The sequence below is a fragment of the Weissella confusa genome (assembly GCF_004766315.1).
Taxonomy (GTDB): Bacteria; Bacillota; Bacilli; order Lactobacillales; family Lactobacillaceae; genus Weissella; species Weissella confusa_A.
In genome coordinates this window covers 13,605-38,721 of the sequence record NZ_PVSN01000073.1, presented here as the reverse complement: position 1 = coordinate 38,721, position 25,117 = coordinate 13,605, and the positions used below count along the sequence as shown (strand labels likewise).

Below are 25,117 nucleotides of genomic sequence, written 5' to 3'. Positions count from 1 at the left end.
CTCAAAAAACGCCCAATCGAAAAAAACACCCTGAAACCGTGCCAAGGTACTGGCAGTTTCAAGGTGATTTATCGTATTTTACTGATTTAGCTGTGGTTAAAAATTTAGTGCATGAATAATCCGGGTTAAAATAAGACATATGTCGATATACGAGCGTTGTACCGCGAGAATAATTCTCGTTGTGCAACGCTTTTTTTCTACGCTTCATCACGGTTTACGCATGTTTTTGGTGGGTGACACCGTTGCGATAGCTATCTTTGGTACCACTACTGAATATGTGTTAAAACTAAGCTGTATTGACCTTGTGGAGTGGTGAGTGAGCTCCGAGAGGGACGAGGTCGGAACACGTTAGAGAGTATATAACAGTGGGGGTTTAAAAATGAATAAGGCAGACAAAGCCTTGGGGACATCCGAGCAACGCAAGCGGATGTATAAGTCCAAGAAGATGTGGGTGATTGCCGGAATTTCCTGTTTGACGTTAGGCGGGGGCGTAGCGTTAGACTTTCCGGATATTTCGGTTGATCGCAATGGCGTTCACTTGGTCCAAAGAACGGCTGACGCAGCGGTCGTGGATGGTCAATTGTTTACGAACGTCGATACGACATCGAATGCAACGGAATCACTACCGGTCGGGCAACCAACAAATGTTGATTTCACAATGGATGCGAGTGGTACGGCTGATGTTTCGCTAGTTGGTGATACGTCTCGTGAAGTAGCATTGCAGGTGCCGGCTGGGACCGATATTGAGGCGGCTGGACCAATTAAGGTGCACGTTGAAGTGATTGGCGGACTAGGGACGGTTCTTGATCCAGTTGTGAATGCGTTGCAATTGGTCTTAACTGGATTGGATACAACAATCATAAAAGCGGCAATTGGTTCTGAAGTTATAGATAACCTGAATAAAACATTAGACAATTTAAAGAATGGTGCTGTTACAGCGGATTACACGGTTGATCCTAGTGAAGCGACAGTAGAAACTTTGCCAGATGGCAGTCAGTATTTGTCGGTTGACTTGGATGGTGGATTGGGAACGACTTTAAGCCAAACCCTTACCAATACGCTGACAGATTTGTTGAACACGGTGAAAAGTATTAGTGTTCTGGGTGTTGATATCAGTTCGATAACGTCACCGCTCATTGATGGTGTGTTGACGCCGACTATTACCAGCTTGTCTTCAGGAACGGGCGATACTGTTAATCAATTGGTAGATGCTGCTGTTTTAGGTAGCACAACGGTCACGGTGCCGACGACAATCACGCCGGATGGCTCGACATCACCAGTCGAGGTTAAGGGAGCGATTGCGAGTTCGGATGCAATTAATCTTGATTTGTTTGCTGGTGTAGCCAGTTCGACTGATGTCTTAGTTGATTTAACGACAGCGAAGGCAAATGCAAACGCACAGATTGATGCTTTGACTGCATTGACGGATGCCGAATGCGCAGATTATAAGAATCAGGTCGAGGCTGCAACTAGTACATATGCGATTGATGGGATTGTCACGACTGCGTAATCGGCAAACGAGTTGGCACAAGCGAAGTTAGATGCGAATGCTGCGATTGATGCGCTAACTTATTTGTCTGATGATGAAAAGACAGCATACAAGCAACAAGTTGCGAGCGCAACGACAGTCGAAGACGCGAATAATGTGGTGACGGCCGCAACAACCCAAAATCTAGCAAACGCTAAAACGTGGGAACTGGCGAAGTCGCCGGCCTAACGAATTTAGATGATGCTTCGAAGCAAGGATTCACAACGCAAATACAAGGCGCAACAACGCCCGATCAAGTTGAGCAAATCGTAGCGGCTGCTAAAGCGGCAGACGCAACAGCGCTTACTGATGCACGAACGACGGCCACGACCGCAATTGATGGCATGGCTTATTTGTCGACCGCTGAAAAGGATGACTACAAAGCGAAGGCGGCGAGTGCAACTGACGTGACCGGTGTGAATACGGTTGTGTCTGATGCAACTGATCAAAATTTGGTAAATGCGCAAGCGTGGGCGAATGATGAAATCACCAAGTTGGTTAACTTGGATGCTGATACCAAACAAGGTTACGCCAATCAAGTATCAACCGCTACGTCTGTGACGCAAGTTGAACAAATTGTGGCCGATGCTAAAGCGGCAGATGCAGCCGTTGTGGAAGCAGAACGTACGAAGGCGAATGCTGCCATTGATGCGTTGGGTTATTTGTCGATGGATGAAGTGGCGGGATACAAGCAAGATGTTGAAAATGCCACGACTGTTGCTGACGTGAATGATGTGGTTACGCAAGCCACAGCGACGAATTTTGAAAATGCTAAAGACCAGGCAACAACAGCAATCGGTACATTACCTAACTTGGCATCAGATGATCAAGCAACGTACGTCGATAAATTGGCTGATGCCAAAACAGTGGCGGATGTTGAACAAATTGTCGCTGATGCAAATGCAGCTGATTTAGCCGTGTTGGCGGATGCGCAAGATAAGGCGAAAGCGACTGTCGATGCGTTGAACTACTTGTCATCAGACGAGAAAACAGATTTTGAGAATCAGATTGCTAATGCCAAAACAGTGGCCGATGTTGATGCGATTGTTGTGCAAGCAAAGAATACTGATTTGGCGGATGCACGGGTTTGGCCAACAAATGAAATTAGTGCGTTGAATAACTTAGATACTGATACCCAACAGTCATTTATTTCTAAGTTGCCAGATGCTGAAACGGTAGCGGCGGTAGAACAAATCGTGGCGGATGAGAAGGCTGCTGACGAAAGTGCTTTGCAGGATGCACAGGCTGACGCAACTGCGACAATTAAAGAGTTGACGTATTTGTCAGATACGGAAAAGTCGACTGCGACACAAGCCATCGATGACGCAACAACGATTGCTGATGTTGATAAGGCGGTTGCGGATGCGACTGCCAATAACTTGACGAATGCTAAGGGCTCAGCAACGACTGAGATTAGCAAGCTAGCGAACTTGTCTGAAGCTGATCAGACAACATATACAGAACAAGTTAACCAGGCGACGGATGTGGCGACTGTTGAAAAAGCGGTCGCGGATGCAAAGGATGCGGCTGAGTTGGCGTTAACTCAAGCGCAAAAAGCAGCTGATACAACGATTGCTGATTTGACGTACTTATCAGCAGATGAGCTGACTGACTTCAAGCAACAGGTAACAGATGCAACGACCATTTCTGATGTGACGCAGATTGTTACTGGGGCGACCAATCAGAATTTAACCAACGCCAAGGAATCAGGTTCAGATGAAATCGAAGGTTTGAAGAATCTTGATGATAGTCAGCAACAAGCATTTGTGGAACAAGTAACGAATGCAGATACGACGGACGCGGTTGAGCAAATCGTTGCTGACGCCAAAGCAGCTGATGAATTAGCGGGACAGAAAGCTGATGCGCAAGCTGAAATCGATGCCATGACTTATTTGTCAGATGATGAGAAATCAACGTATAAGAATCAGGTTACCAAAGCGACTGACACGAATTTGGCGAATGCTAAGGATTCAGCCACAACTGAAATTAGCAGTCTGGCTAATCTATCAGATACCGAGCGGACTGATTACGCCAATCAAGTTACGCAGGCTGGTGATGTCGCAACGGTTGAACAAATTCTCACCGATGCACAAGCAACTGATTTGAAAAATGCGCAAGCTTCAGCAGATACAGCCATTGATGACATGGTTTATTTGTCAACGGTTGAAAAGTCTGACTTTAAGCAAGCGATTACCGATGCAAAAGACGTTGAAGCAGTTGAACAGACGGTCACTGATGCCACGACTCAAAATTTGACGAACGCTAAGGAATCGGCATCGACTGAGATTGCTGATTTGCAGAACTTGAGTGATGACCAGAAGCAACCGTTTGTTGATCATCTTATAGATGCGACGACAACGGACGCGGTTGAGCAAATTGTGGCTGACGCCAAAGCAGCTGATGAACTGGCTGAACAAAAAGCCGATGCACAAGCGGACGTTGATGCAATGGCCTACTTGTCTGATGACGAGAAGGTTGATTATAAGCAACAAATCTCAGATGCGACTGATGCAACAGGTATTAATGCTGTTGTTAATGAAGCAACTGACATGAATTTGGCAAATGCTAAAGCAAGCGCGATAACTGAGATTGGCAACTTAGCCAATTTGTCTGAGGCCGACCAATCAACATACACAGACCAAGCTAATCAGGCGACGGATGTGGCGACTGTTGAACAAGCAGTGACTGATTCGAAGAATGCTGATAAGGCGGCATTGGCGGAAGCGCAAAAAGACGCAGGTACAACCGTTGACGACATGGCGTACTTGTCGACGGATGAAAAGGATGATGCTAAGCAACAAGTAGCTGATGCCACGACGATTGCTGATGTTGAGAAGATTGTGTCTGAAGTGACCGACCAAAATTTGGCTAATGCCAAGGATTGGGCAAATGGTGAAATTGCTGAGTTGGCTAATTTGGATGCAGATATGAAGCAATCATTTGATGATCAAGTATCATTGGCTGAGTCAACTAGTGCCGTTGAGCAGATTGTTTCCGATGCCCAGGCGGCTGATAAGCTGGTGGAACAAAAATCGGACGCCCAGGCCGAAATTGATAACATGACCTACCTGACTGATGATGAGAAGTCAGCTTATAACCAACAAATCTCAGATGCAACTGATATTGCGGAGGTTAATACCGTGGTTGATGACGCAACTGACCAAAATTTGGCCAGTGCCAAAGAAGCAGCGACAACTGAGATTGGCAACCTAGCGAACTTGTCTGAAACTGACCAAACGACGTATACGGACCAAGTCAATCAAGCGACGGATGTCGCGACAGTTGAACAAGCGGTCACTGATGCAAAGCAGGCAGCTGATTCAGCGTTGGCGGAAGCGCAAAAAGATGCAACAGCGACGATTGATAATTTGAGCTATTTGTCATCAGATGAGCAGACCGACTTTAAGCAACAGATTGCTAACACTGAGAATGTTGCTGATATCGCACCAATCGTCACTGAAGCGACGGACCAAAACTTGGCAAATGCTAAGACTGACGCATCGACTGAGATTGATGAGTTACAGCATTTGTCTGATGATAAGAAGCAATCGTTTGTTGATCAGATTTCGAATGTGGATACAGTGGCAGCGGTTGAGCAAATCATTGCAGATGCCAAATTGGCTGACGAGCTAGCGCAACAACAAGCAGAAGCTGAGACGCAAATCGATGAGATGGCGTACTTGTCGGATGACGAAAAAGCATCCTACAAGAACCACGTTGCAACAGCGACGACTTCAGATGAGGTCGCAACGATTATTGATGAAGCTGAAGCAACGAACTTGGCGAATGCAAAAGACTGGGCACATGACGAAATCAGTGACCTGATTAACTTGTCAGCTAGTTTAGTAAGTTCGTTTAGCAGTGAAGCCAGTGGCTCGGATACCGTGGCTAAAGTGGAAGAGGTTGTGGATGAAGCAACGGCTGCCAATGAGCAACCTGAACCGGAACAAACAGCTGAAGGTGATTCGGTGCCAACAAGTAAGGCTTCAACAATTACAAGTTCTCAAAATGATGCAACAGTGGCGGTTGATGCTACGAAGAACGTGACAACGAATGATGGGGCAACGAATAACGTAGCGGCAGCGCCGCTGCCTTTGGGTAACGCTCAAGTGGCGACAAGTGGCGCGGCAATCGGTGCGACTGGTACGCCTGTTTTGAACGGAGATGGTACGCAGGATAATGTCATCGCGACAACAGGTGAGACAGCAACTGGTTCATTATCAACTACGGTGGGTGATCAGATGACTTCGTCTAATGGGAATGCGTCAGGTGCATCAAACCCATACGTCGCGACTGCGAGTTCAATAGCTGGAACGACGGGACAAGGACAAGCAATTGATGATCGCATTGTTTACAACGGATCAAGCAAAGAAGTGACAGATGGCCGAGCTAATCCTGAGGAAACGGACGAACAAACTGAAAAAGTGGCGGACGTACGACCATATCTTGTTGGTATTTTTGCGTTCTGTGCGATGTTCTTGGCGTGGATTATGCGTCGTAAGGACAAGAAAGACCAATAGCGAGAGCCCTAAACCCGAATAAACAAATCTGTTTGGTATAATTTGGCAAAACATGTGGGTTTAGGGGAGAAAAATACTATGAAACAAACAATCTGGACGCTGTTATGGCGTCGGTTTTGGCAATCGAAATGGACGCTGAGTCGGCTGTTCTTCTCGATTACAATTTTAATTTTGGTCATCGTCGTCCCAGTTTTGAAAGGTTTGCTGTACGTCGGTCAATGGCTTGATGAAGTGCCGTTTATGTCCCTTTCAAATGTGGGGCAAGTGCTGATGCAAAATCCAATCTTCACGGTTATTTTAGTCATCACGGTGCTGATTCTATTAACGGTGTTTATCAGTCAATTGGCCAGTTACACGATTTGCTTTTCGGCAGTACACGAGGGACAACGTCCGACTGCGACGAGTGTCATGAAGACCGCGTTGCATCGTTTGTGTCAAGGCGGTGTTGGTGCGTGGGTATTGATTTTGTTTTACGGCATTGTCGTATTGCCGTTCCCAATGCTAGCATTTCACTCGCAATTAACGGCGGATTTAATCATTCCACAATTTGTATGGCCGACTATCACCGGCACGCCGTGGATGTTAACGCTTATCTGGGTGCTTGGTTTAGCAGCGTTATTCTTCGCGATTCGTTTTTTCTATGTATTACCGGAAATTATGTTGGCGGAACATACGGCGGGTTTGGCAATCAAAAGCAGCTGGCGTAAAACAAGCGGTGCGCAAGGTATTAAATTAGCGCTGACACTGTTGGCTGGGTCAATTTTGGTTGGCTTATTAACGTTGATTGTCTTTGGACTGACTTGGAGTGCGCAATACATTGTCGATTGGTTTGCACCATTCATGGTGAGCGCGCTAACAGCGGTTGCAACCTTCACGTTTGCGACGTTGATTGATATTTTCTTTGGCATCATGAGTTTGCAGTTCATTATTGGGTTGATGGCTCGTGATTATCAGGTTGTGCAACTTGTTGATTATGCGACGAAGCCACGCCATACAAAGCGTGTTGTTGGGCTAATTGTTATGCTCGGTGCGTTTATCCAAGGAGCGGGACCGTCATTGTTCTTCGTTGTGAATACAGTTAGCCGACCATTAGTGACCTTGTCACATCGTGGGGTAGATGACGGTAACGGTGTACAAAATACAATTCCGGCGATGATTGATACGGTGTCACATGCTCGTCCAAGTTTTGTGGAGATGGACATCCGCCAAACTAAGGATGGTAAATGGGTGGTGATGCACGATCCAAATTTGGCAACGCTGACAAAGGGTGCTTCGAATAAATCAGTCTCTGATTTGACGTTAGCCGAAGCAACGAAGCTGACTGTCTATGAGAATGGACACCAAGATAAGATTCCAAGTTTTGAAGAATATGCCAAAGCAGCCGAACGTTGCAATGTAAAACTGCTAGTCGAAATTAAGACAGAACGGACTAATGCGCCAGACTTAGCGGATTCATTCTTGGATCAATTCCAAACAACAATGGATAAAAATGGTTGGCAGATGCACAGCTTGAACTATTCAGTCGTGCAACGCTTGAAGACGCTAGATAAGAAGCTACAAGTCGGCATGATTTTGCCGGGTGACTTTATTGGTGCCCCGGTGACGAAGGCAGATTTCTACACGATGGAATACTCTTATTTGACGCAAAGCCAGGTTGATGATTTGAATGAGCGTGGTAAGGGAATCTATGCCTGGACGGTGAATGACTCACAAGGCATGGTTGAAACCTATGCCAAGGGTGTCCAAGGCGAGATTACGGATGACGTCACAGAGTTGAAGTCGGTTGTGCAAGAGACACACCGTGCACACGTGATGCATCAGAAGCTAGGATTGTATATTGTTAACATTTTGGCAAATTAATACATGATGGAAAGTCGAGACGTTCAATGCAACGTATCGGCTTTTTGTATTAAATACGAACTTTATGTAAACAATAATGCCGAAGTTCGTGTTTTAACCGTTTGTTAGTGGGTTGATCGCTGGTTAAAACGATTAAATTACGAAGTATACCCTTTACAACGACATAAGTTCGGGTTATGATATCTAAGTTGTTAAAAACGAAATAAATGTTCGCGTTTTATATCTATTAAGGGGATTTCATAATGAATCGTAAAGTTGTTTTGGGAATTGGTGCTGTTGTGTTGGTTGGTGCAGGAATTGGGGCTTACATGCACTCTGGCTCAGTTGAAGCTAAGAATGAACACACGTCTGTTGCGTTGATCACGGATGCAGCCGGTATCGATGATAAGTCATTCCAACAATCAGCTTGGCAAGGATTGACGAAGTGGGCAAAGGCGAATGATGTTAAGGAAGGTAAGGGTGGTTACACATACTTCCAAGCCAAGACGTCAGCTGACTTTGAGACAAACATCAACCAAGCTGTTTCAAATGGTTATGAGAACATCTACGGCATTGGCTTCCCAAAGACGCCATCAATTAATGCGGCGGCTAAGAAGTACCCAAAGAACAACTTTATGATTATTGATGATGTTGCAAAGACGCGTAAGAACGTTGTCTCAGTAACGTTCCACTCAGAACAATCATCATACCTAGCCGGTGTTGCGGCAGCTGAAACGACAAAGACGAACAAGCTTGGTTTTGTTGGTGGGATGAAGTCAGCGGTTGTTGATACGTTTGAAGCTGGTTTTATTGCAGGTGCTAAGTCAGTTAACCCTGATATTCAAGTTGATGTGCAATATGTTGGTGACTTTGCTGACGCTGGTAAGGCCAAGACGATTGCGGCTTCAATGTACCAAAACGGTACGGACATCATTTACCAAGCTGCCGGTGGCGCTGGTACAGGTGTCTTTACTGAGGCGAAGGACTTGAACGAAAAGCAAACGAAGGCCGACAAGGTTTGGGTCATCGGGGTTGATATTGATCAATCAGCTGATGGTGATTACAAGGCAACTGACGGCGCATCAAACTTCACGTTGACGTCAGCAACGAAGGGAGTTGGCACGGTTGTGACTGACGTGACGAAGATGGCAGATGAAAACAAGTTCCCAGGTGGCAAGCACTTGGTTTACGGTTTGGATGATAAGGGTGTTGCGGTGACGCGCGGTAACATGTCAGATAAGGCATGGTCTGCAGTCGAAGTAGCCAAGAAGCAAATTCTTTCTGGTGACGTGAAGGTGCCAGTGAAGTAAATGAAAAAGACGGCAGAGATGCCGTCTTTTTTGTGTTATTCGAATAATGATTTGTAATCACCGTAACCTTGTTGATCTAGCTCATCAACTGGCACGAAACGCATCGCTGCTGAGTTGATGCAGTAACGCAATCCGCCTTCTTGAATAGGCCCATCAGTAAACACGTGACCTAAGTGAGAGTTAGCGTCTGTTGATGTCACCTCAGTTCGGAACATGCCATGTGAGGTGTCGAGGTGGCGCTTAACCGCTTTTTTCTCGATTGGCTTGGTGAATGATGGCCAACCACAGCCGGCGTCGTATTTGTCAGTTGAACTGAACAAAGGTTCGCCACTCACAACATCAACATAGATACCGTCATCGAACCACGCATCGTACTTACCAGTGAACGGTGCTTCGGTAGCAGCCTCTTGTGTGACGGCGTATTCTTCAGGTGTGAGCCGTTGACGTAATGCTTCTTTATCATATTTTGTCATCGATAATATCCCCTCTTTCTGATGAATCTACCTGTAGTGTCTCATGATTACCATTGCATCGCAAACGCTGGTATCATTAATGATAAATAAGAAGAGTTTGGAATGGTGTTACATGTTACTAAATGAAATGTTTGACGATTATGGCGAACTAATCCTAACGCCAACTGATTTTGAGAGCCTTGAGACGTACCACGAGTTGGTCGATTTAATTACAGATAAGAATGCGGAAGCCGCAACTGGCATCCTAGCAGATATTCGCATGGTGAACATGTTTTCAACACGAACGGTGGGGATGCTGTTTGAAGATGCAACCAAGCAATTTGATGTGACGATTAACCAAGTTGATGGCTTGATTATGATTACACTTGGCACGCTGGTAGCGCCATTGGTTTCAGACCGTGATTTGAAGAATGGCCAAGAGTTGCCTTGGTGCATCGAGAACGATGATGTGCACATTGAAGTGACGTTGGATGATTTGATTGATCGTAAGATGAGCATTTATGCTTTCTTCTCAGAACTATCAACGCCAATCACGCGCCCAAAGCGCTTACTTCCCAAGTTTGTGCGTTCGGTGGTCGATGAAGCACCGATTTCATTCCAAGCGCAATTGTTAGATATGAAGAACCTGCGTTTCGAATTGGTTGCCCAATTGGCAGCGGGGATGCCAGAACAACCAGTCGAACCAGTTCACGAAGAACGCGTGGATGAGCGTCCGTTCAAGTTTGACGATTACAATCACTTGATTGATTTCTCATTCTTGTTGCATGATACGGGACAATTAGTGGATATGTATCGCTTGGATGACGGATCTTTTGTGGCAGTTGTACCAACACAAGACGAAACGGCACGTGCGTTAGCGGTAGAATATAGTGGTAAGATGATGCCGGTTTCGGTAGCTTACGTCATTGAACACGGACAAAAAATGAGCTAAACACTTATTCGGAATGCAAAGGGGGAGGCACGTTGAAAAGATGGGTCAGTATCATAGTGGGATTGGTCGCAATTTTTGCGGTCGCTTTTGCTTTAAACCATTCGTTGAGGTTAAAACGTAATCCAGACAAGTATGTCTATTCGAACATACCAACCTTATTTATTCACGGGTATGGTGGCACATTAAATTCAACCAAAGACTTGGTCCGAGCAGCTGAAAAGTCTGGTGCGGCTAAGAAAATGCTGACCGCGCGGGTGACGAAAGATGGCCACGTGAAGTTGTCAGGTCATTGGGATAAGAACCGATTTAATCCCATGGTGCAAGTGGTTTTTTCAGATAATCGTAATACGGATTATCAAACGGATGCCAAGTGGATCAAGAATGTCGTGGTGGCGTTGCAACACAAGTATGACATTAAGTCGTTCAATGCCGTCGCACATTCGATGGGTAACCTGGGGTTAATGACTTATGAAATAACGTACGGTCAAGATGAGTCATTGCCACAGTTGCGCAAACAGGTTTCAATCGCTGGTCACTTTGATGGGATTATTGGGATTGATAAACAAGCTGCAGATAATCATTTAAATGGCATTGGCAAGCCTGAAAAGACGGTGTCGTACTATGACTGGTTGTTAGCGCGACGCGATAATTATCCAAAGAACCAAGTTGATGTGTTGAACATTTATGGTGATTTGGATGATGGGACGCACTCGGACGGACGAGTTTCAACGACGTCAGCTAAGTCGCTGCAATACTTGCTCGGTGATCGCCCAAAGTCATATCAAGAACGCTTGATTAGCGGTCCAGAAGCACAACACAGTAAATTGCACGAGAATAACCAGCAAGTGAACCGTGCCATGATTGATTTCTTGTGGGGTCGCACGAAGTAATTCAGTTCAGTTATAATGGAAAGCGACTAAAAAGGATAAACGAGAGAAAATATGAGTAATACAATTATTCCGGTAAAGCTGGGTGAGCAACGCGAAGGTGTTGTCATCGACGTGCTTTACACTGGGTTGGGGGTCATCATGGTAGATGACTATCCAATTCATTTGGAAAACGCCTTCGAAGGCGAGAAAATTTTATTTGAGGTGACGCAGGTCAATCGTAAGTTCGGCCGTGCCAAGGTTGTTGAAATTCTTGAAGCGTCTCCAGACCGTGTGGCATCCGGCAAGGACTATTTGCTTGAAGCCGGTATTGCACCGTACGTCAATTTGGCCTACGATGCGCAATTGCGTTTGAAGCAACAACAAGTACAAAAGTTGTACAAAGAATACGGCATCGATGTCGATGTTGCGCCAACCATCGGGATGGATAATCCAACCCACTACCGCAATAAGACGGTTGTTCCGGTGAAGTATGTTGATGGCAAGTTGACGACCGGTTTCATCAAGAAGCGTACGCCTGGTGACATTGTGCCATTGGACGATTACTTCGTTAACGATGAGAAAATCGACCAAATCATCGGCATTGTGCGTGACATTTTGGACGCGCACAAGGTATCGGTTTTTGATGACGATACGCAAGAAGGTGAAATGCGCTATATCATGGTGCGTCGCGGTTATTACAGTCACGAAGTCATGGTGGTGTTGGTCACGCAAACGCCAACGTTGACGGATGAAGATGCGATTGCGACTGACATTGCTGAGGCGGTTGACGGCATCAAGAGTATCATCTTGAACCACAATCCACGTAGCTTGCACGTTTTGACGTCAGGCGACAATCGCACATTGTGGGGTGCTGACGCCATTCACGATAAGTTGTTGGATATCGATTTTGAAATCGGACCAAATTCGTTCTACCAAGTTAACCCACAAACGACGGAAGTGTTGTACGACATGGCTGCAACGAAGGGGGAGCTGAAGGAATCTGACACGGTTATCGATGCTTATTCAGGTATCGGAACGATTGGTTTGACGGTCGCTGACCGTGTCGACAAGGTGTTGGGTGTTGAAGTGATTGAGCGTGCCGTGATTGACGCGCAAAAGAACGTCGCTAACAACAATGTGAAGAACGCTGAATTCGTCGCAGCTGATGCACCTGAACAAATGCAAAAGTGGAAAGACGGTGGCTTGAAGCCGGACGTTATCTTCGTTGACCCACCTCGTCGTGGTTTGACGGAAGATTTGTTGGATGCCGTTGCGGACATGAATCCTGACCGCTTTGTTTATGTGTCATGCAACCCAGAAACAATGGCGCGCGATGCCAAGTACTTGATCGACAAGGGCTTCCGCATCAAGGGTGACATTCAACCGTTGGATCAATTCCCACAAACTGCCCACGTTGAAGCGGTGGCAGTGTTTGAGCCAATTAATAAGTAAAAATAAAACTCCCTGAGCTGCGGGCTCAGGGAGTTTTTTGATTAACGACGTTGAACTAACAAGGCGATTTCGCCGGTTAGGACGTCTTCGTATTTTTGGACACCGTAAGAATCCGTTGGCAATTGGGCCACGTAAGCTTGGGCGTCGGCTAGGTTGGCTGGGTTGTCGCTTAGCAACAACACCAAACCATTCGTCTTCAAGACCATCAACAATGTCTTAACGGTCGCCGTCAATGTCTCAGTATCCATGTTTTCGTCAACTTGGAACAAGGCAGCAGCGATTGGCTTTGTTGGGTCCAAATAGTTGGTAACGGCTGAGAAGTCCTTGCTGATTAGGTCAACACGGTTGTGTAGACCACTCAAGAAAAGTGATGTGGCAACGTCATCGATTTCAGCCTTAACATCTGAAAAGGCCAAGACCTTACCAGTGTCACCAACACGGCTAGCGAGGAAGCGCGTGATGTCACCGCGACGAATCGTGGCATCAATGGCCAAGTCGCCCGGTACTAAATATTCATTCAGCGTGATTTGCGCTAGATTCTGAGTTGATCGCATGTTCGAAAACCTCTCGTGTTTGATATTTGAAAATAAGTTCCTTCGACATAATTAGGAAAAAGACGCCAAGGCCAAAGCCAGCTAGGATGTCTGACAAATAGTGGACACCCAGATAGACGCGACTGAGGGGGATGGCGACGACCAGTGCGGCGAACAATGTCATGATGGCATAGCGCACTTGGTCGTGTTGTTTCAAGTAATAATGTACGAGAACAATCAATGAACCATATAATAGCACGGCATTGAGTGCGTGACCCGATGGGAAGGAAAAACCACCTTGGCTGATGACATGATAAATGTCAGGACGTGGGCGGTGGAAAACGTGCTTAAGTAGTGCCATGACGCCAAGGCCGAAGACCCCGACGTTCAAAACGATAAAGACGGCCACGTCGATTTTGCGAACCAGCAATGCCACAATGGCGGTTGCCGTCATCACAATCAACGTCCACTTTGGGTTGCCGGCACGCGTGATATTACGGAAGAACCAAGAACGTTCTGGCGTGACTGGTTGCCGGATATGTTTGAAGCCAAACTGGTCAATCCAATCGATATAACCCAAATGGTGGGTATAGCCAATTGCTAATAAAATAAATAGGATTAACCCCGCAAAGGCAACCGCAAGCTGAAAATAATCAAACTTACGCATTTGAAACATATAGACACCCGCTTTCACTACTTTTTCATTAACTAAGTGTATCACAATTTGGATTAATTATTAGTCGTGTGAAACACCGGTATAAACCCGCTCATTTATTGAAAGAACGGCATTTTTTTGTTAAAGTTAGAACATTAAAGTGAGGTTATCAATCATGGCATATCAACACAAAGAAGTAGAAAAGAAGTGGCAACGCTTCTGGGAAGAGAATCAAACCTTTAAGACGTCATCAGACCACTCAAAGGAAAAGTTCTTCGCAATGGACATGTTCCCATTCCCATCAGGGCAAGGGCTACACGTTGGGCACCCAGAAGGTTACACGGCAACTGATATCGTTTCACGTATGAAGCGTATGCAAGGGTTCAATGTTTTGCACCCAATGGGATTCGACGCGTTCGGTTTGCCTACTGAAGAGTACGCAATCAAGACGGGTGAGGATCCACGTGTCGTGACGGCAAAGAACGTTAAGAACTTTCGCCGCCAAATGAAGACACTTGGTTTGTCATATGACTGGTCACGTGAGGTTAACACGACTGACCCTAAGTACTACAAGTGGACGCAATGGATCTTCGAGCAATTGTACAAGAAGGGCTTGGCATACGAAGATGAAATCATGGTTAACTGGGCCCCTGATTACAATGGTGGAACTGTTGTTGCCAACGAAGAAATCATCGACGGTAAGACGGAGCGTGGTGGCTTCCCAGTTTACCGTGTTCCAATGCGTCAATGGGCATTGAAGATTACGGCTTACGCTGATCGTTTGTTGGAAGATTTGGACGATGTTGATTGGCCAGATGCTATCAAGGAACAACAACGTAACTGGATTGGTCGCTCAATCGGTGCTTCTGTAAACTTCAAGGTGAAGGATTCAGATGCTGAAGTTGAAGTCTTCACGACGCGTGCTGATACGTTGTTCGGTGCAACTTACCTTGTTTTGTCACCAGAACACGCTTTGGTATCAGAAATTGTTTCTGACGACCAAAAGGAAGCTATCGAAGCCTTCAAGAAGTCAATTGCTTCAAAGTCAGATTTGGAGCGTACGGACTTGAACAAGGACAAGGCCGGTGTCTTCACTGGTGCATATGCTATCAACCCAATGAATGGTGAAGAATTGCCAATCTGGATTGGCGACTATGTTTTGGCTTCATACGGAATGGGTGCAATCATGGCCGTTCCTGCTCACGATACGCGTGACTACGAATTTGCTAAGAAGTACGATTTGCCAATGCGCCAAGTTTTGGCCGGTGGTGACATCGCTGAAGAAGCTTACACTGGCGACGGTGAGCACATTAACTCAGGCTTCTTGGATGGCATGGGTAAGCAAGAAGCTATCGAAAAGGCAATCGCTTGGTTGGAAGAGCAAGGTGTTGGTCACAAGCAAGTTAACTACCGCTTGCGTGACTGGATCTTCTCACGTCAACGTTACTGGGGTGAGCCAATTCCTGTCATCCACTGGGAAGACGGTGAAAAGACGCTTGTACCAGAAGACCAATTGCCATTGCGTTTGCCAGAAGTTGATAACATCATGCCTTCAGGTACTGGTGAGTCACCATTGGTTAACGTTGACGATTGGGTAAACGTGGTTGACGAAAACGGCCGCAAGGGTAAGCGCGAGACGAACACGATGCCACAATGGGCTGGTTCATCATGGTACTACTTGCGTTACATGGATCCACACAACGACAAGGAAATTGTTTCACCAGAGGCTGAGGCATACTGGAAGAACGTTGACTTGTACATTGGTGGTGCCGAGCACGCTGTGTTGCACTTGTTGTACGCACGTTTCTGGCACAAGGTTTTGTACGACTTGGGTGTTGTCCACACCAAGGAGCCATTCCAAAAGTTGGCTAACCAAGGTATGATCTTGGGTGAAAACCACGAGAAGATGTCTAAGTCTAAGGGTAACGTTGTTAACCCTGACGACGTGGTTGAAGAATACGGTGCCGACACATTGCGTTTGTACGAAATGTTCATGGGACCTTTGGAGCAATCAATCGCTTGGTCAGAAGACGGTTTGGCTGGTTCACGTCGTTGGTTGGATCGTGTATGGCGTTTGTTCATCGATGATGAAGACAAGCTACGCGACCACATCACGACGGTTAACGACCACAAGTTGGACAAGATCTACAACGAGACGGTTAAGAAGGTTACGGAAGACTACGAAGGTCTACGTTTCAACACGGCCATCTCACAAATGATGATTTTCATTAACGAAGCATACAAGGCAGAAAACTTGCCTGTTGAATACGTTGAAGGATTCATCAAGTTGTTGAACCCAATTGCCCCTCACATGACGGAAGAATTGTGGAGCTTCTTGCACAAGGACGAATCAGTGACGTACCAACCATGGCCAACGTTTGACGAGGCTGCTTTGGTTGAAGACGAAATTGAAATCGTTTTGCAAGTTAACGGTAAGGTTCGCGGTCGTTTGACGATTCCTGCGGACGCTGACCGTGAGAAGATGACTGAGTTGGCAATCGCTGACGAAGCCGTTCAAAAGCAACTGGATGGTGGGCAACCAAAGAAGGTTATCGCTGTGCCAGGTAAGTTGGTGAACGTTGTTTTGTAATCTGTTTGTAATCTGCATGTCAGGTTTTAAGACATCTAGACCCACTTTTTAAACAATAGTGACTATACTGAAGAGGAACTCTCGCATTTGTGGGGGTTCCTCTTTTAGTATGCAAAGCAAGGGGGTGCAGGGCATGGCAAAGAGAATTTTGATGGCTGTTGAGAACCTGGGAATGGGTGGCATGAAGCGAGCTGCAACTGTTGTTGGTAACGCCATGACTGAATTCGCCACGGTTGCTTTTTACCAGATGGCTGATGTGCCATCTTACTACGAGTTGAAGGGGCGTTTAATTCCAGCGCCTCATCCGGTCATGCCAACGAATGGCCCTGATCCATTGCATACCTATCAGCAACAAATGACAGATTTGGCTGATATTTTGATTGAAGAGAAAATTGATGTCGTGATCTTAAATGCAGGTATCTTAACGAGTTTTATTCCATACCTGAAATCACGACTCCCTGAATTAAAAACAATTGCTTGGATGCATAATAATATCGATACCTACTTTAATCAGTATTGCCGTGACATGCGAGCTGAATTTGTGGCGGGTGTCAAAGCGGCCGATACAGTGGTTGCTTTGACGGAAACTGATTTAGAAGGCTTTCAAACTGTGACTGACCGGGCTGTTAAAATTTGGAATCCGTTGACGATGCCGGTGACAGGACGAGCTGACCTAACCAAGCATACGATTGCGTTCACGGGTCGCATTGCCATTCAGCATAAGGGAATTGATATTATGTTGAATTTGGCTAAGAAACTACCAGATGATTGGCAGATTGCGGTTGCTGGTGAGGGCTTGCCGGATGACATGGCGTCATTTGAGCGTTTAATTAAAGCAAATGAAGTCACGGATAAAATTATTTATCGCGGTGGGTTACATGATGAAGAACTGGCGGATCACTATCGTCAGGCGTCTATTTTTCTCGCCACATCGCGCTGGGAAGGCTTGCCCTTGGTATTGGTCGAGGCGATGAGTTTTGGCTTGCCAATCCTGTCGACTGATAATACTGGGGCGGTTGAAATTTTGGAAGGTGGTATTTATGGGGAATTGGCTGCCAAAAACGCTGATGCCCTGTGGTACCGCCTTGAACCGATGTTACAAAGCTATGAAATGCGTTGTTTATTGGCCACAAAGTCATTAGAACGCGCCAAAGATTTCAAATTGTCAGCTATTCTGGCAAATTGGCGAGACATTGTCGCCTAAATGAAATACCCGTTGGTTGGGTTGATATTACATATCAACTACAAACAACGGGTTTTCTTGTGTATAATAGTTATTTGGAATACTTTGGCGCTATAGTTCAACAGGATAGAACAAGGACCTCCTAAGTCTTAGATCACAGTTCGAGTCTGTGTAGCGTCATTTTTTTGTATGAAAGAAAGGGGAACGGTCAACATGGCTGATGAAAAATCACCCCAGTATGAAGAGTCACCATTCCGACGTGATATAACGTTTGAAGAATTGGCTGCTCTCCTTAATGGGGCCACTATTGATGATATCTTTGAATCACGTGATGAAGAAAAGGTAACATCAGAAGCGACAACGACACCTACGCAGTCGCATTCAGTGTCAGAAGTGGTAACGCGACCTGAAGGCGTATCGACGATTAAGGTACACCAAGTTGCAGATACATTTGTTCGTGAGGATACGCCTAAGTCGGTCGCAAGCGAGGCAATTGATGAAGCGGCAGCTGACGTGGCATTGCCAGCAAGTTCTGAATTGCCAAGTCAATTCGATGAACCTGCTAGTGAAATGGATGTTGCGCCGGTTGCTAGCCAAACTAGTGACACGACGACGGTATCTGAACCAAGCGTTCTGCCGGAAGCCTTCGCAGACGAAGACGATACATCAGCAGAAACGCCGATTATGGCGGCCGATGAACTAACGACCGTTCCAGAAATTGAAACTGATTTAGTTGATGATAGTAATGCGACGTCACGTATGTTGCGTGGTTCAGCCTGGATGACAATTGGTAGCTTGGCGTCACGTGTACTAGGGGCCTTATATGTTATTCCATGGGTGGCCATGATTGGAAATGTGTATTTCAATTCTGCCAACTCATTGTATGCACAAGGTTACCAAATTTATAGTGTGGCCTTGTTGATTACGACGGCTGGGTTGCCAAACGTCTTGGCACGTTTGGTTGCGGAGTATGGCGTTTCACGTCACTATGATGCCGTGCGTCGCATCTTCCGCCAAGCCTTACAGTTTGGTGGTGTGCTAGGAATCGCTGCTGGTGCGATCTTGTACTTGCTAGCCGGTGTTCTCTCGCAAGGAGATCCGAACGTGGTGCCGGTTATCCGTTCACTATCAGCTGCATTGGTGTTGATTCCAACGCTATCAATGTTGCGTGGATACGTGCAAGGATTCGAGTTCATGGGACTGTCGGCTTTGTCACAGTTCGTTGAACAATTGATTCGCGTGGCCTACATGTTGGGGATGACGTACTGGATTATGGTTGGTCATCACGGGACATGGGTCGATGCCACGGTTGAATCAACGTTGGCTGCCTTCTGGGGTGCGCTAGCCGGAATCATCGTCTTGGTATTTGGTATCTGGAAGCGTCGTAAGTTCTTTGCTGAAAAGATGGCGATGAATATTCCAGCGCCAGACTTCAACCCACGCGAAATCATGATTCGCATGGCACGCCAGTCATTGCCAGTTATCTTTGCTGGTTCTGCAATTGCGATTGTGCAAGTGATTGACCAATATACGTTCTTCCACATCATGAAGGCGTTCACGTCAGCAACGCACAATACGATGCAAGCCATGTTTGCCCAATTCGCCTTTAACTCAAACAAGTTGGTTATGTTGGTTGTTTCGCTTGCCGTTGGTATGGCGGAAACGGCCTTGCCAATGTTGGCACGAGCTAAAGAGATTGGTGACCGTGAAAATATTGGTAATCAAATTCAATTCGCGTTCAAGTTGCTAGCGTTTGTGATGGTACCAGCCTCATTGGGGATGGCTGCCGTTGCACATCCGCTATACATTCTGTTCTACAACACGAATGATGCGACGAACGGAACGTTGATTTTGCAATTCGCCAGCTTCACGGCCATCGCCTTGGGATTGTACATGGTTGTCTTGGCCATCTACCAAGGTTTGAATGAGTTGTCATTCACGGTGAAGGTGCTAGGCTTGATTTTGATTTTGAAGTTGGTCTTGCAAGTGCCTTTGACGATTTGGTTGCAAGGTGCCGGACCTTTGATGGCGACGGTATTGGCCTTTGCGGTTGGATTGATTATTTCGGTCCGCCGACTAAGTGTGTTATACGCTATCGACTGGGCGCCATTCAATTTCTCATTGATGGTTATCCTGTTCTGGGGCTTGGTCATGTACGCTGTGGTAGCGCTCTTGACGAACACGTTGACGCTATTCGTGCCTGATACAAAGATGGCCCAATTGATCGTCACGATTGTTGTTGGGCTGGTTGGTGCTGGCATCTACGGTGTCGCAATGCTTAAGACGCACGTTGGTGAAAGCGTTCTTGGTCAACGCGCAGCAACTATCGCACACAAATTACATTTGAAGTAAATGACATTAGCCGATCGCATTTAGTTGCGGTCGGCTTTTTTACACCGGTTTTTACCCGGTTTATCCACAACTGGGTGTGTAAAAGTCTGTATATTTGTGGATAAGTCTCATTTTCTTGTGGGAAGGTTGAGTGCTTTTCAATAGGTTATACACAGGGAAAAACGAAAAAGCAGAACCCCAAAAAGGTTCTGTTCTGGATGACTATTTACGGAAAAATCCTGAACGCCAAAGGACAATCGTTGTGATAATCATCAGAATGAAAGTGATGATAAGTGTCACAATCCAGCCCATGTGGGTGTGCATAAAGGGAAGGTCAACGTTTTGACCGAAGAACCCCGACACAATATTAGGCACCGTTAGGACGATTGATGACACTGTCAAAAGTTTCATCGTCCAGTTCAAGTTTGAATTGGCAAGGTTAACAAAGGCATCTGAAACACGGTTGGTAACCAATTGTGACAACTCACCGGTGTCGATGGCTTGTTGCAACTCGACCGTGACGTCATCAATACGTTCTGATTGGTGATCAGTTAGTTGGATGTTGTGGCGCACCTTGTAGCTGCGTAGCAAGTCGCGGTCAGTGTGCAAAGAATTCAATAAGTAAATCAAATCCGTCTGCAAATCCATCAATTGTCTTTTGTGTTTGCTTCGTCTTGCGAATTTCACTTTGAATTGGCGTGCGACGGAGATTGATTTCAAGAATTGCCGACATAAACTTTGAAGAAAGTAGCTCCGTACCATTCAAAATGACATCAAGCGGCGTGGCGTGGTCAGGCAAGGGGCGGCGACTAACTTCAGTTCCGCTCAAGTAGCTGTCTACGTAATCCGTTTCCTCACGAGTGAAGGTGTAGAGACGTTGTTGGTCATTACTAAAGAGCATACCGACGGGTTCAGTCGTGGCACGAGGTGATGTTGGTGTGACGACGTCGAATATCATCAACGTTAAATCGGCTTCTTCGTCGTATTCCATACGGGCGCTTTCGTATGGGTCGACGGCATAACTTAGGAGTTCATTGGGGATGAGTTGGTCTTTGGTCAACCATTCTCGTTCCTCAGGAGTCATATCATGTACTTGGAACCAGACGAAATCTGGGAAAGTTGTTTTTTGTGTAATCATAGTATCCTTAGTATACGGCGCAGGCCTAGTGTTCACAACTTATACGCGATGAAAAATTGACGGATTTGGGATAAAAGTTTGACGCACTTTGTTTTTATCGGTATACTAGTAAAGTTATCGATAACATAAATGGAGGAAATGATCATGGCTGTTCAATCACCATACAACTCATGGGCTCGTAAGCGACCAACATCACACGATTCTGCAAAGAAGGCTCGTGTGGCTGAAGTTGTTAACATCCAACAATGGGCCAAGGGTAAGGCTGAATTGGAGTCAAAGTAATTTGACTGTATCAGTAGCTTACTGAAAAACCGCGTGAAACGTAGATATACGTTCACGCGGTTTTTATTTTGCACTTTTGGTTGAGTGTTAGGTAGTGGTGAGTGTCGACGCGTTGCGTCGAGTGGCTGGAGGCTTCTTTAGGCCCGCTAAACCGGATACGTCAAAACAGTGGGAGGCGGAGTCCACGGCTTTGCCGCGTACACCTTTACCCTCCGTAATACTAAGGGATAAATCCCTAAGTATTACCCCCACATGTTTAGCCGTATCCAGTTCTATACGCGGGGCGCCCCCAGCCACAGCAGCCGATATGTTCTAGTCTATTTAAGATAGTCATTCACCGTAAAACAAATAGGTGAACTGCTCTCTTTGTGATCTTGTGGTAGATGAAAATCAAACCAATAGAGTAATGTTTGGCTGCTGTGCTTGGCCCCGCCACGCGTATAGACACGTGCAGACCTTGACCCGCATGTGTGGGTTCTTAGCGGCTTTACCGCTTAGAGCCACGGGAGGTAAAGGGAAACACAGCTTGCTGTGGTTCGCGCTCCCTGCAGGTCATGGTCAGTGCGTGTTAGCGTGCCCTAGAAGGGGCCAAGCACTCCGGCCGATAGGACGGACACTAACCACCAAAACCACCAACTACATAACGAAAAACTCCCCAAACGACCGAAATCGTTGGGGAGTTTACTTTATCAATATTACAAGGCATCCAAGCCTTTTGACATGTCGGCAATCAAATCGTCGATATCTTCAATACCTACTGAGATACGAACCAACTCATCCTTGATGCCGTTAGCAATACGGATCTCGCGTGGGATAGAAGCGTGGGTCATCACTGCTGGCACTTCAATCAATGATTCAACACCACCAAGTGACTCAGCCAACAAGAAGACATCCAAGTTCTCAACAAACTTCTTAACATCCAAACCAGGTTGTAGCTCGATTGACATCATGCCACCGAAACCACGCATTTTCTTCTTAGCAATCTCGTGATCAGGCGTACCTGGCAAACCAGGGAAGTAAACCTTGGCAACCTTTGGGTGGTTGTTCAAGAACTCAGCCAACGCCATCGCGTTTTCGTTGTGGCGTTGCACGCGCAAAGCCAACGTCTTAATTGAACGTTGCACCATGTATGAATCTTGTGGTGACAAGACGGCACCAATAGACATTTGGATGAACTTAATACGCTCAGCCAACTTAGCGTCCTTCACAACGACGAACCCTGACAATAGATCGGCGTGACCACCCAAGTACTTCGTTCCTGAGTGAACAACCACGTCAGCACCCAAATCCAATGGGTTTTGGTTGTATGGTGAAGCGAACGTGTTATCAACAACGGCGATTGCGCCACCTTCGTGGGCAATCTTTGATGCTTCAGCAATATCCGTCACGTGCATCAATGGGTTAGAAGGTGATTCCAAGTAAACCATCTTTGTCTCTGGCGTCATTGCGGCCTTCAAAGCATCGCTATCAGCCGTATCAACCGCAGTAAACTTAATGCCCAATTCGGCCATGATGCGGTTAACCAAGCGGAAAGTTCCGCCGTAAACGTCGTTGGCCATGACGATGTGGTCGCCGGCCTTCAACAAGCTCATTGTTGCGTGGATAGCAGCCATTCCTGATGAAAAGGCAAATCCATCCGTTCCGTTTTCAATGTCAGCCATAACTGACTCCAAAGCGAAGCGGGTAGGGTTCTCACCGCGCGTGTACTCGTACTTAGCGCCACCACCTAACTCCTTTTGGTGATAGGTTGATGTTTGGTAAATGGGTGTGGTAACGGCCCCAGTAACTGGATCTCCTTGTGTACCACCGTGAATAACCTTCGTTTCAAACTTCATGTTTGTTTTCCCCTCTTTGCTCGAAAATAGTAACAATGAAATGAATAAACTTATTTTAAGTACATGGTGAAAGTTCCGCAAGAAAAAGAGGTAAAAAATTTTACCACTTGTACATAATGCTATAATAGGGGCACTAATAATAAGAAAGAGTTAATGATAATGAGTTATAAATTCCTTGAACCATTCAAGTTGGCGAATGGTGTTGAAATAAAGAATCGCGTTGTATTCCCACCAACGACTTTGCGTTCATCTTTTGCAACGGGTGTTGTGACTGATGATGAGGTGAACTACTACAAGATGCGTGCTGGTGGTCCTGGTTTGGTCATCGTTGAAATGGCATACGTTTCAATGGATGGTAAGACATACGTTGGTCAAATCGGTATCGATTCTGATGAAAAGATTTCAGGGTTGAAGAAGATTGCAGACGTGATTAAGAATCGTGGCTCAGTGTCGGTTCTACAATTGTCATTTGGTGGTCGTATTGCACAGACGGCAGCGGTATTGCACGATGATGTCGTTGGTCCTTCTGATGTGCCAGGTCACCAACCGGGGATGGCCACACCACGTCCGATGACGGATGAAGAAATTCGTCAAAGCATCGCCGACTTCGGTGAAGCAACTCGTCGTGCCATTGCAGCTGGCTTTGCCGGTGTTGAGCTACACGGTGCCAACATGTATGCGATGCAACAATTCTTCTCAGAGCACGCCAACCAACGCACTGATGAATGGGGTGGTGATTTGAACGACCGCATGCGTTATGGCTTGGCAGTTTTGGACGCCGTCGTCGCAGCGCGTGCTGAATTTGCGGATGATCGATTCATTATTGGTTACCGTCAATCACCTGAAGAGCCAACAACGCCGGGTATTCGCTTTACGGATTCGTTGGCAATGGCGCAAGAAATTATCAAGCGTCCAATTTCATACTTCCACATCTCATTAAAGGATGCGTTCCAAACGCCATTTATGAATAAGGAAGATAAGGAGCCACTTTACGCTAAGTACAAGGCGATTTTGGGCGATATTCCGTTGATTGTCGCTGGCTTGTTGCGTACACCGGAGCAAGTTGAAGCACTTGTGCAAGCGGGCGTTGATGGTGCTGCGATTGCACGTGAGCTGATTGTTGACCCAAACTGGGTGCAAAAAGTCATGAATAATGATGAAAAGGGAATTCGCTACGCTATCTCAACGAGTGATTTCGAGATGCTTGGTATCCCTGAGCCACTCCGTTTCTGGTTGTTGACGCGCTTTAAGAAGGGGCTTGTTGTCTCAACTGATGAGCAATTCGATCCACAAGTACCGTGGGCATACTACCGAGGTTAATCATGGCAGATAAATATCCAACAGCAGAATTAATTGGCGTTGTGATGACGCAAAGTAATAGTGGTGCTTACGAACCGAAGGAAAATCCGCTAACAGCAGCCGATTTTCACAGCTGGCGCATTGGTAAGCACACGAAGGGTAAGCTAGGTAAGCCTGGCCAACTCTTTTTGACGGAAAATAATTTGACGGTCATGCTAGTTGAAACAAAGAAGCTAGCCTTTAAAGATCGTCACGATATTACGCCAATGGGTCGTTTCATGACGACCTCAGCGAGCGATGACGTAGTCGCTGCCGTTTTGGCACAATATCAATAATGAAATTAACCCAT

Annotated in this window: 18 protein-coding genes, 1 tRNA gene and 1 pseudogene; 15 read left to right on the top strand and 5 right to left on the bottom strand. The window is 46.2% G+C overall.

Annotation, left to right across the window (positions count from 1 at the left end):
• The first annotated feature begins 379 nt into the window (after nucleotides 1–379).
• From C6P11_RS09870 to C6P11_RS09850, 5 genes are all read left to right on the top strand, one after another.
• Nucleotides 380–1,510 carry an adhesive domain-containing protein gene (locus C6P11_RS09870; RefSeq protein ID WP_135520755.1) on the top strand — a complete coding sequence of 377 codons (1,131 nt, stop codon included), beginning with the start codon at nucleotides 380–382 and terminating at the stop codon, nucleotides 1,508–1,510.
• A gap of 12 nt (nucleotides 1,511–1,522) precedes the next feature.
• Nucleotides 1,523–1,717 carry a GA module-containing protein gene (locus tag C6P11_RS09865; protein ID WP_135520754.1) on the top strand — a complete coding sequence of 65 codons (195 nt, stop codon included), beginning with the start codon at nucleotides 1,523–1,525 and terminating at the stop codon, nucleotides 1,715–1,717.
• Nucleotides 1,690–6,048 (top strand): GA module-containing protein, encoded by a 4,359-nt coding sequence (locus C6P11_RS09860; protein ID WP_135520752.1) that lies wholly within the window; start codon nucleotides 1,690–1,692, stop codon nucleotides 6,046–6,048. The genes C6P11_RS09865 and C6P11_RS09860 overlap by 28 nt, the downstream gene beginning before the upstream one ends.
• Before the next feature lie 78 nt (nucleotides 6,049–6,126).
• On the top strand, nucleotides 6,127–7,908 hold the full coding sequence (locus C6P11_RS09855) for a glycerophosphodiester phosphodiesterase (RefSeq protein ID WP_135520750.1): 1,782 nt from the start codon (nucleotides 6,127–6,129) through the stop codon (nucleotides 7,906–7,908).
• A 242-nt stretch (nucleotides 7,909–8,150) separates the two neighbouring features.
• Complete coding sequence (locus tag C6P11_RS09850) at nucleotides 8,151–9,197, top strand: BMP family lipoprotein (RefSeq protein ID WP_135520748.1); 1,047 nt, start codon at nucleotides 8,151–8,153, stop codon at nucleotides 9,195–9,197.
• Nucleotides 9,198–9,232: 35 nt separating this feature from the next.
• On the opposite strand, the gene msrB is transcribed toward C6P11_RS09850, so the two are convergent.
• Nucleotides 9,233–9,670, bottom strand: a complete 438-nt coding sequence (gene msrB, locus C6P11_RS09845; RefSeq protein ID WP_118704328.1) for a peptide-methionine (R)-S-oxide reductase MsrB — start codon at nucleotides 9,668–9,670, stop codon at nucleotides 9,233–9,235.
• A gap of 112 nt (nucleotides 9,671–9,782) precedes the next feature.
• On the opposite strand from msrB, the gene C6P11_RS09840 reads away from it, so the two are divergent.
• Genes C6P11_RS09840 through rlmD form a run of 3 tightly spaced genes read left to right on the top strand, consistent with a single transcriptional unit; the run spans nucleotide 9,783 to nucleotide 12,922 of the window.
• Complete coding sequence (locus C6P11_RS09840) at nucleotides 9,783–10,601, top strand: hypothetical protein (RefSeq protein ID WP_135520746.1); 819 nt, start codon at nucleotides 9,783–9,785, stop codon at nucleotides 10,599–10,601.
• A gap of 56 nt (nucleotides 10,602–10,657) precedes the next feature.
• Entirely contained in the window at nucleotides 10,658–11,491 is an 834-nt protein-coding gene (locus tag C6P11_RS09835) for an alpha/beta hydrolase (RefSeq protein WP_245299865.1), read from the top strand.
• A 51-nt stretch (nucleotides 11,492–11,542) separates the two neighbouring features.
• The gene (rlmD, locus tag C6P11_RS09830) at nucleotides 11,543–12,922 is read left to right on the top strand and encodes a 23S rRNA (uracil(1939)-C(5))-methyltransferase RlmD (RefSeq protein ID WP_135520742.1); all 1,380 of its coding nucleotides are present in this window, start codon (nucleotides 11,543–11,545) and stop codon (nucleotides 12,920–12,922) included.
• 41 nt (nucleotides 12,923–12,963) lie between these two features.
• Here the strand turns inward: rlmD and C6P11_RS09825 are convergent, their stop codons facing one another.
• Together C6P11_RS09825 and C6P11_RS09820 are read right to left on the bottom strand one after the other, a co-directional pair.
• Complete coding sequence (locus C6P11_RS09825; RefSeq protein WP_135520740.1) at nucleotides 12,964–13,476, bottom strand: rRNA methyltransferase; 513 nt, start codon at nucleotides 13,474–13,476, stop codon at nucleotides 12,964–12,966.
• Nucleotides 13,436–14,131, bottom strand: a complete 696-nt coding sequence (locus C6P11_RS09820; RefSeq protein ID WP_135520738.1) for a phosphatase PAP2 family protein — start codon at nucleotides 14,129–14,131, stop codon at nucleotides 13,436–13,438. The genes C6P11_RS09825 and C6P11_RS09820 overlap by 41 nt, the downstream gene beginning before the upstream one ends.
• Before the next feature lie 154 nt (nucleotides 14,132–14,285).
• Here C6P11_RS09820 and leuS point away from each other — a divergent pair, with 154 nt between their 5' ends.
• The 4 genes from leuS to C6P11_RS09800 all read left to right on the top strand — a co-directional run bounded on the left by leuS (nucleotide 14,286) and on the right by C6P11_RS09800 (nucleotide 20,235).
• Nucleotides 14,286–16,700, top strand: a complete 2,415-nt coding sequence (gene leuS / locus C6P11_RS09815) for a leucine--tRNA ligase (RefSeq protein WP_135520736.1) — start codon at nucleotides 14,286–14,288, stop codon at nucleotides 16,698–16,700.
• A gap of 133 nt (nucleotides 16,701–16,833) precedes the next feature.
• Complete coding sequence (locus tag C6P11_RS09810) at nucleotides 16,834–17,904, top strand: glycosyltransferase (RefSeq protein WP_135520734.1); 1,071 nt, start codon at nucleotides 16,834–16,836, stop codon at nucleotides 17,902–17,904.
• A gap of 86 nt (nucleotides 17,905–17,990) precedes the next feature.
• A tRNA-Arg gene (locus C6P11_RS09805) sits at nucleotides 17,991–18,063 on the top strand.
• Between the two features lie 33 nt (nucleotides 18,064–18,096).
• Nucleotides 18,097–20,235, top strand: coding sequence for a putative polysaccharide biosynthesis protein (locus tag C6P11_RS09800; protein ID WP_135520732.1), 2,139 nt, complete (start codon nucleotides 18,097–18,099; stop codon nucleotides 20,233–20,235).
• A 201-nt stretch (nucleotides 20,236–20,436) separates the two neighbouring features.
• Here C6P11_RS09800 and C6P11_RS09795 read toward each other — a convergent pair.
• Nucleotides 20,437–21,298: pseudogene (locus C6P11_RS09795) on the bottom strand (magnesium transporter CorA family protein).
• A gap of 198 nt (nucleotides 21,299–21,496) precedes the next feature.
• Between C6P11_RS09795 and C6P11_RS11025 the strand changes: the two are divergent.
• Nucleotides 21,497–21,634 (top strand): hypothetical protein, encoded by a 138-nt coding sequence (locus tag C6P11_RS11025; protein WP_003608805.1) that lies wholly within the window; start codon nucleotides 21,497–21,499, stop codon nucleotides 21,632–21,634.
• A gap of 695 nt (nucleotides 21,635–22,329) precedes the next feature.
• Here the strand turns inward: C6P11_RS11025 and C6P11_RS09790 are convergent.
• On the bottom strand, nucleotides 22,330–23,469 hold the full coding sequence (locus tag C6P11_RS09790) for a trans-sulfuration enzyme family protein (RefSeq protein ID WP_135520730.1): 1,140 nt from the start codon (nucleotides 23,467–23,469) through the stop codon (nucleotides 22,330–22,332).
• 159 nt (nucleotides 23,470–23,628) lie between these two features.
• Here C6P11_RS09790 and C6P11_RS09785 point away from each other — a divergent pair, with 159 nt between their 5' ends.
• Entirely contained in the window at nucleotides 23,629–24,789 is a 1,161-nt protein-coding gene (locus C6P11_RS09785; RefSeq protein WP_135520728.1) for an NADH-dependent flavin oxidoreductase, read from the top strand.
• Between the two features lie 2 nt (nucleotides 24,790–24,791).
• Nucleotides 24,792–25,103, top strand: coding sequence for a DUF7671 family protein (locus C6P11_RS09780; protein ID WP_135520726.1), 312 nt, complete (start codon nucleotides 24,792–24,794; stop codon nucleotides 25,101–25,103).
• Nucleotides 25,104–25,117: the final 14 nt, after the last annotated feature.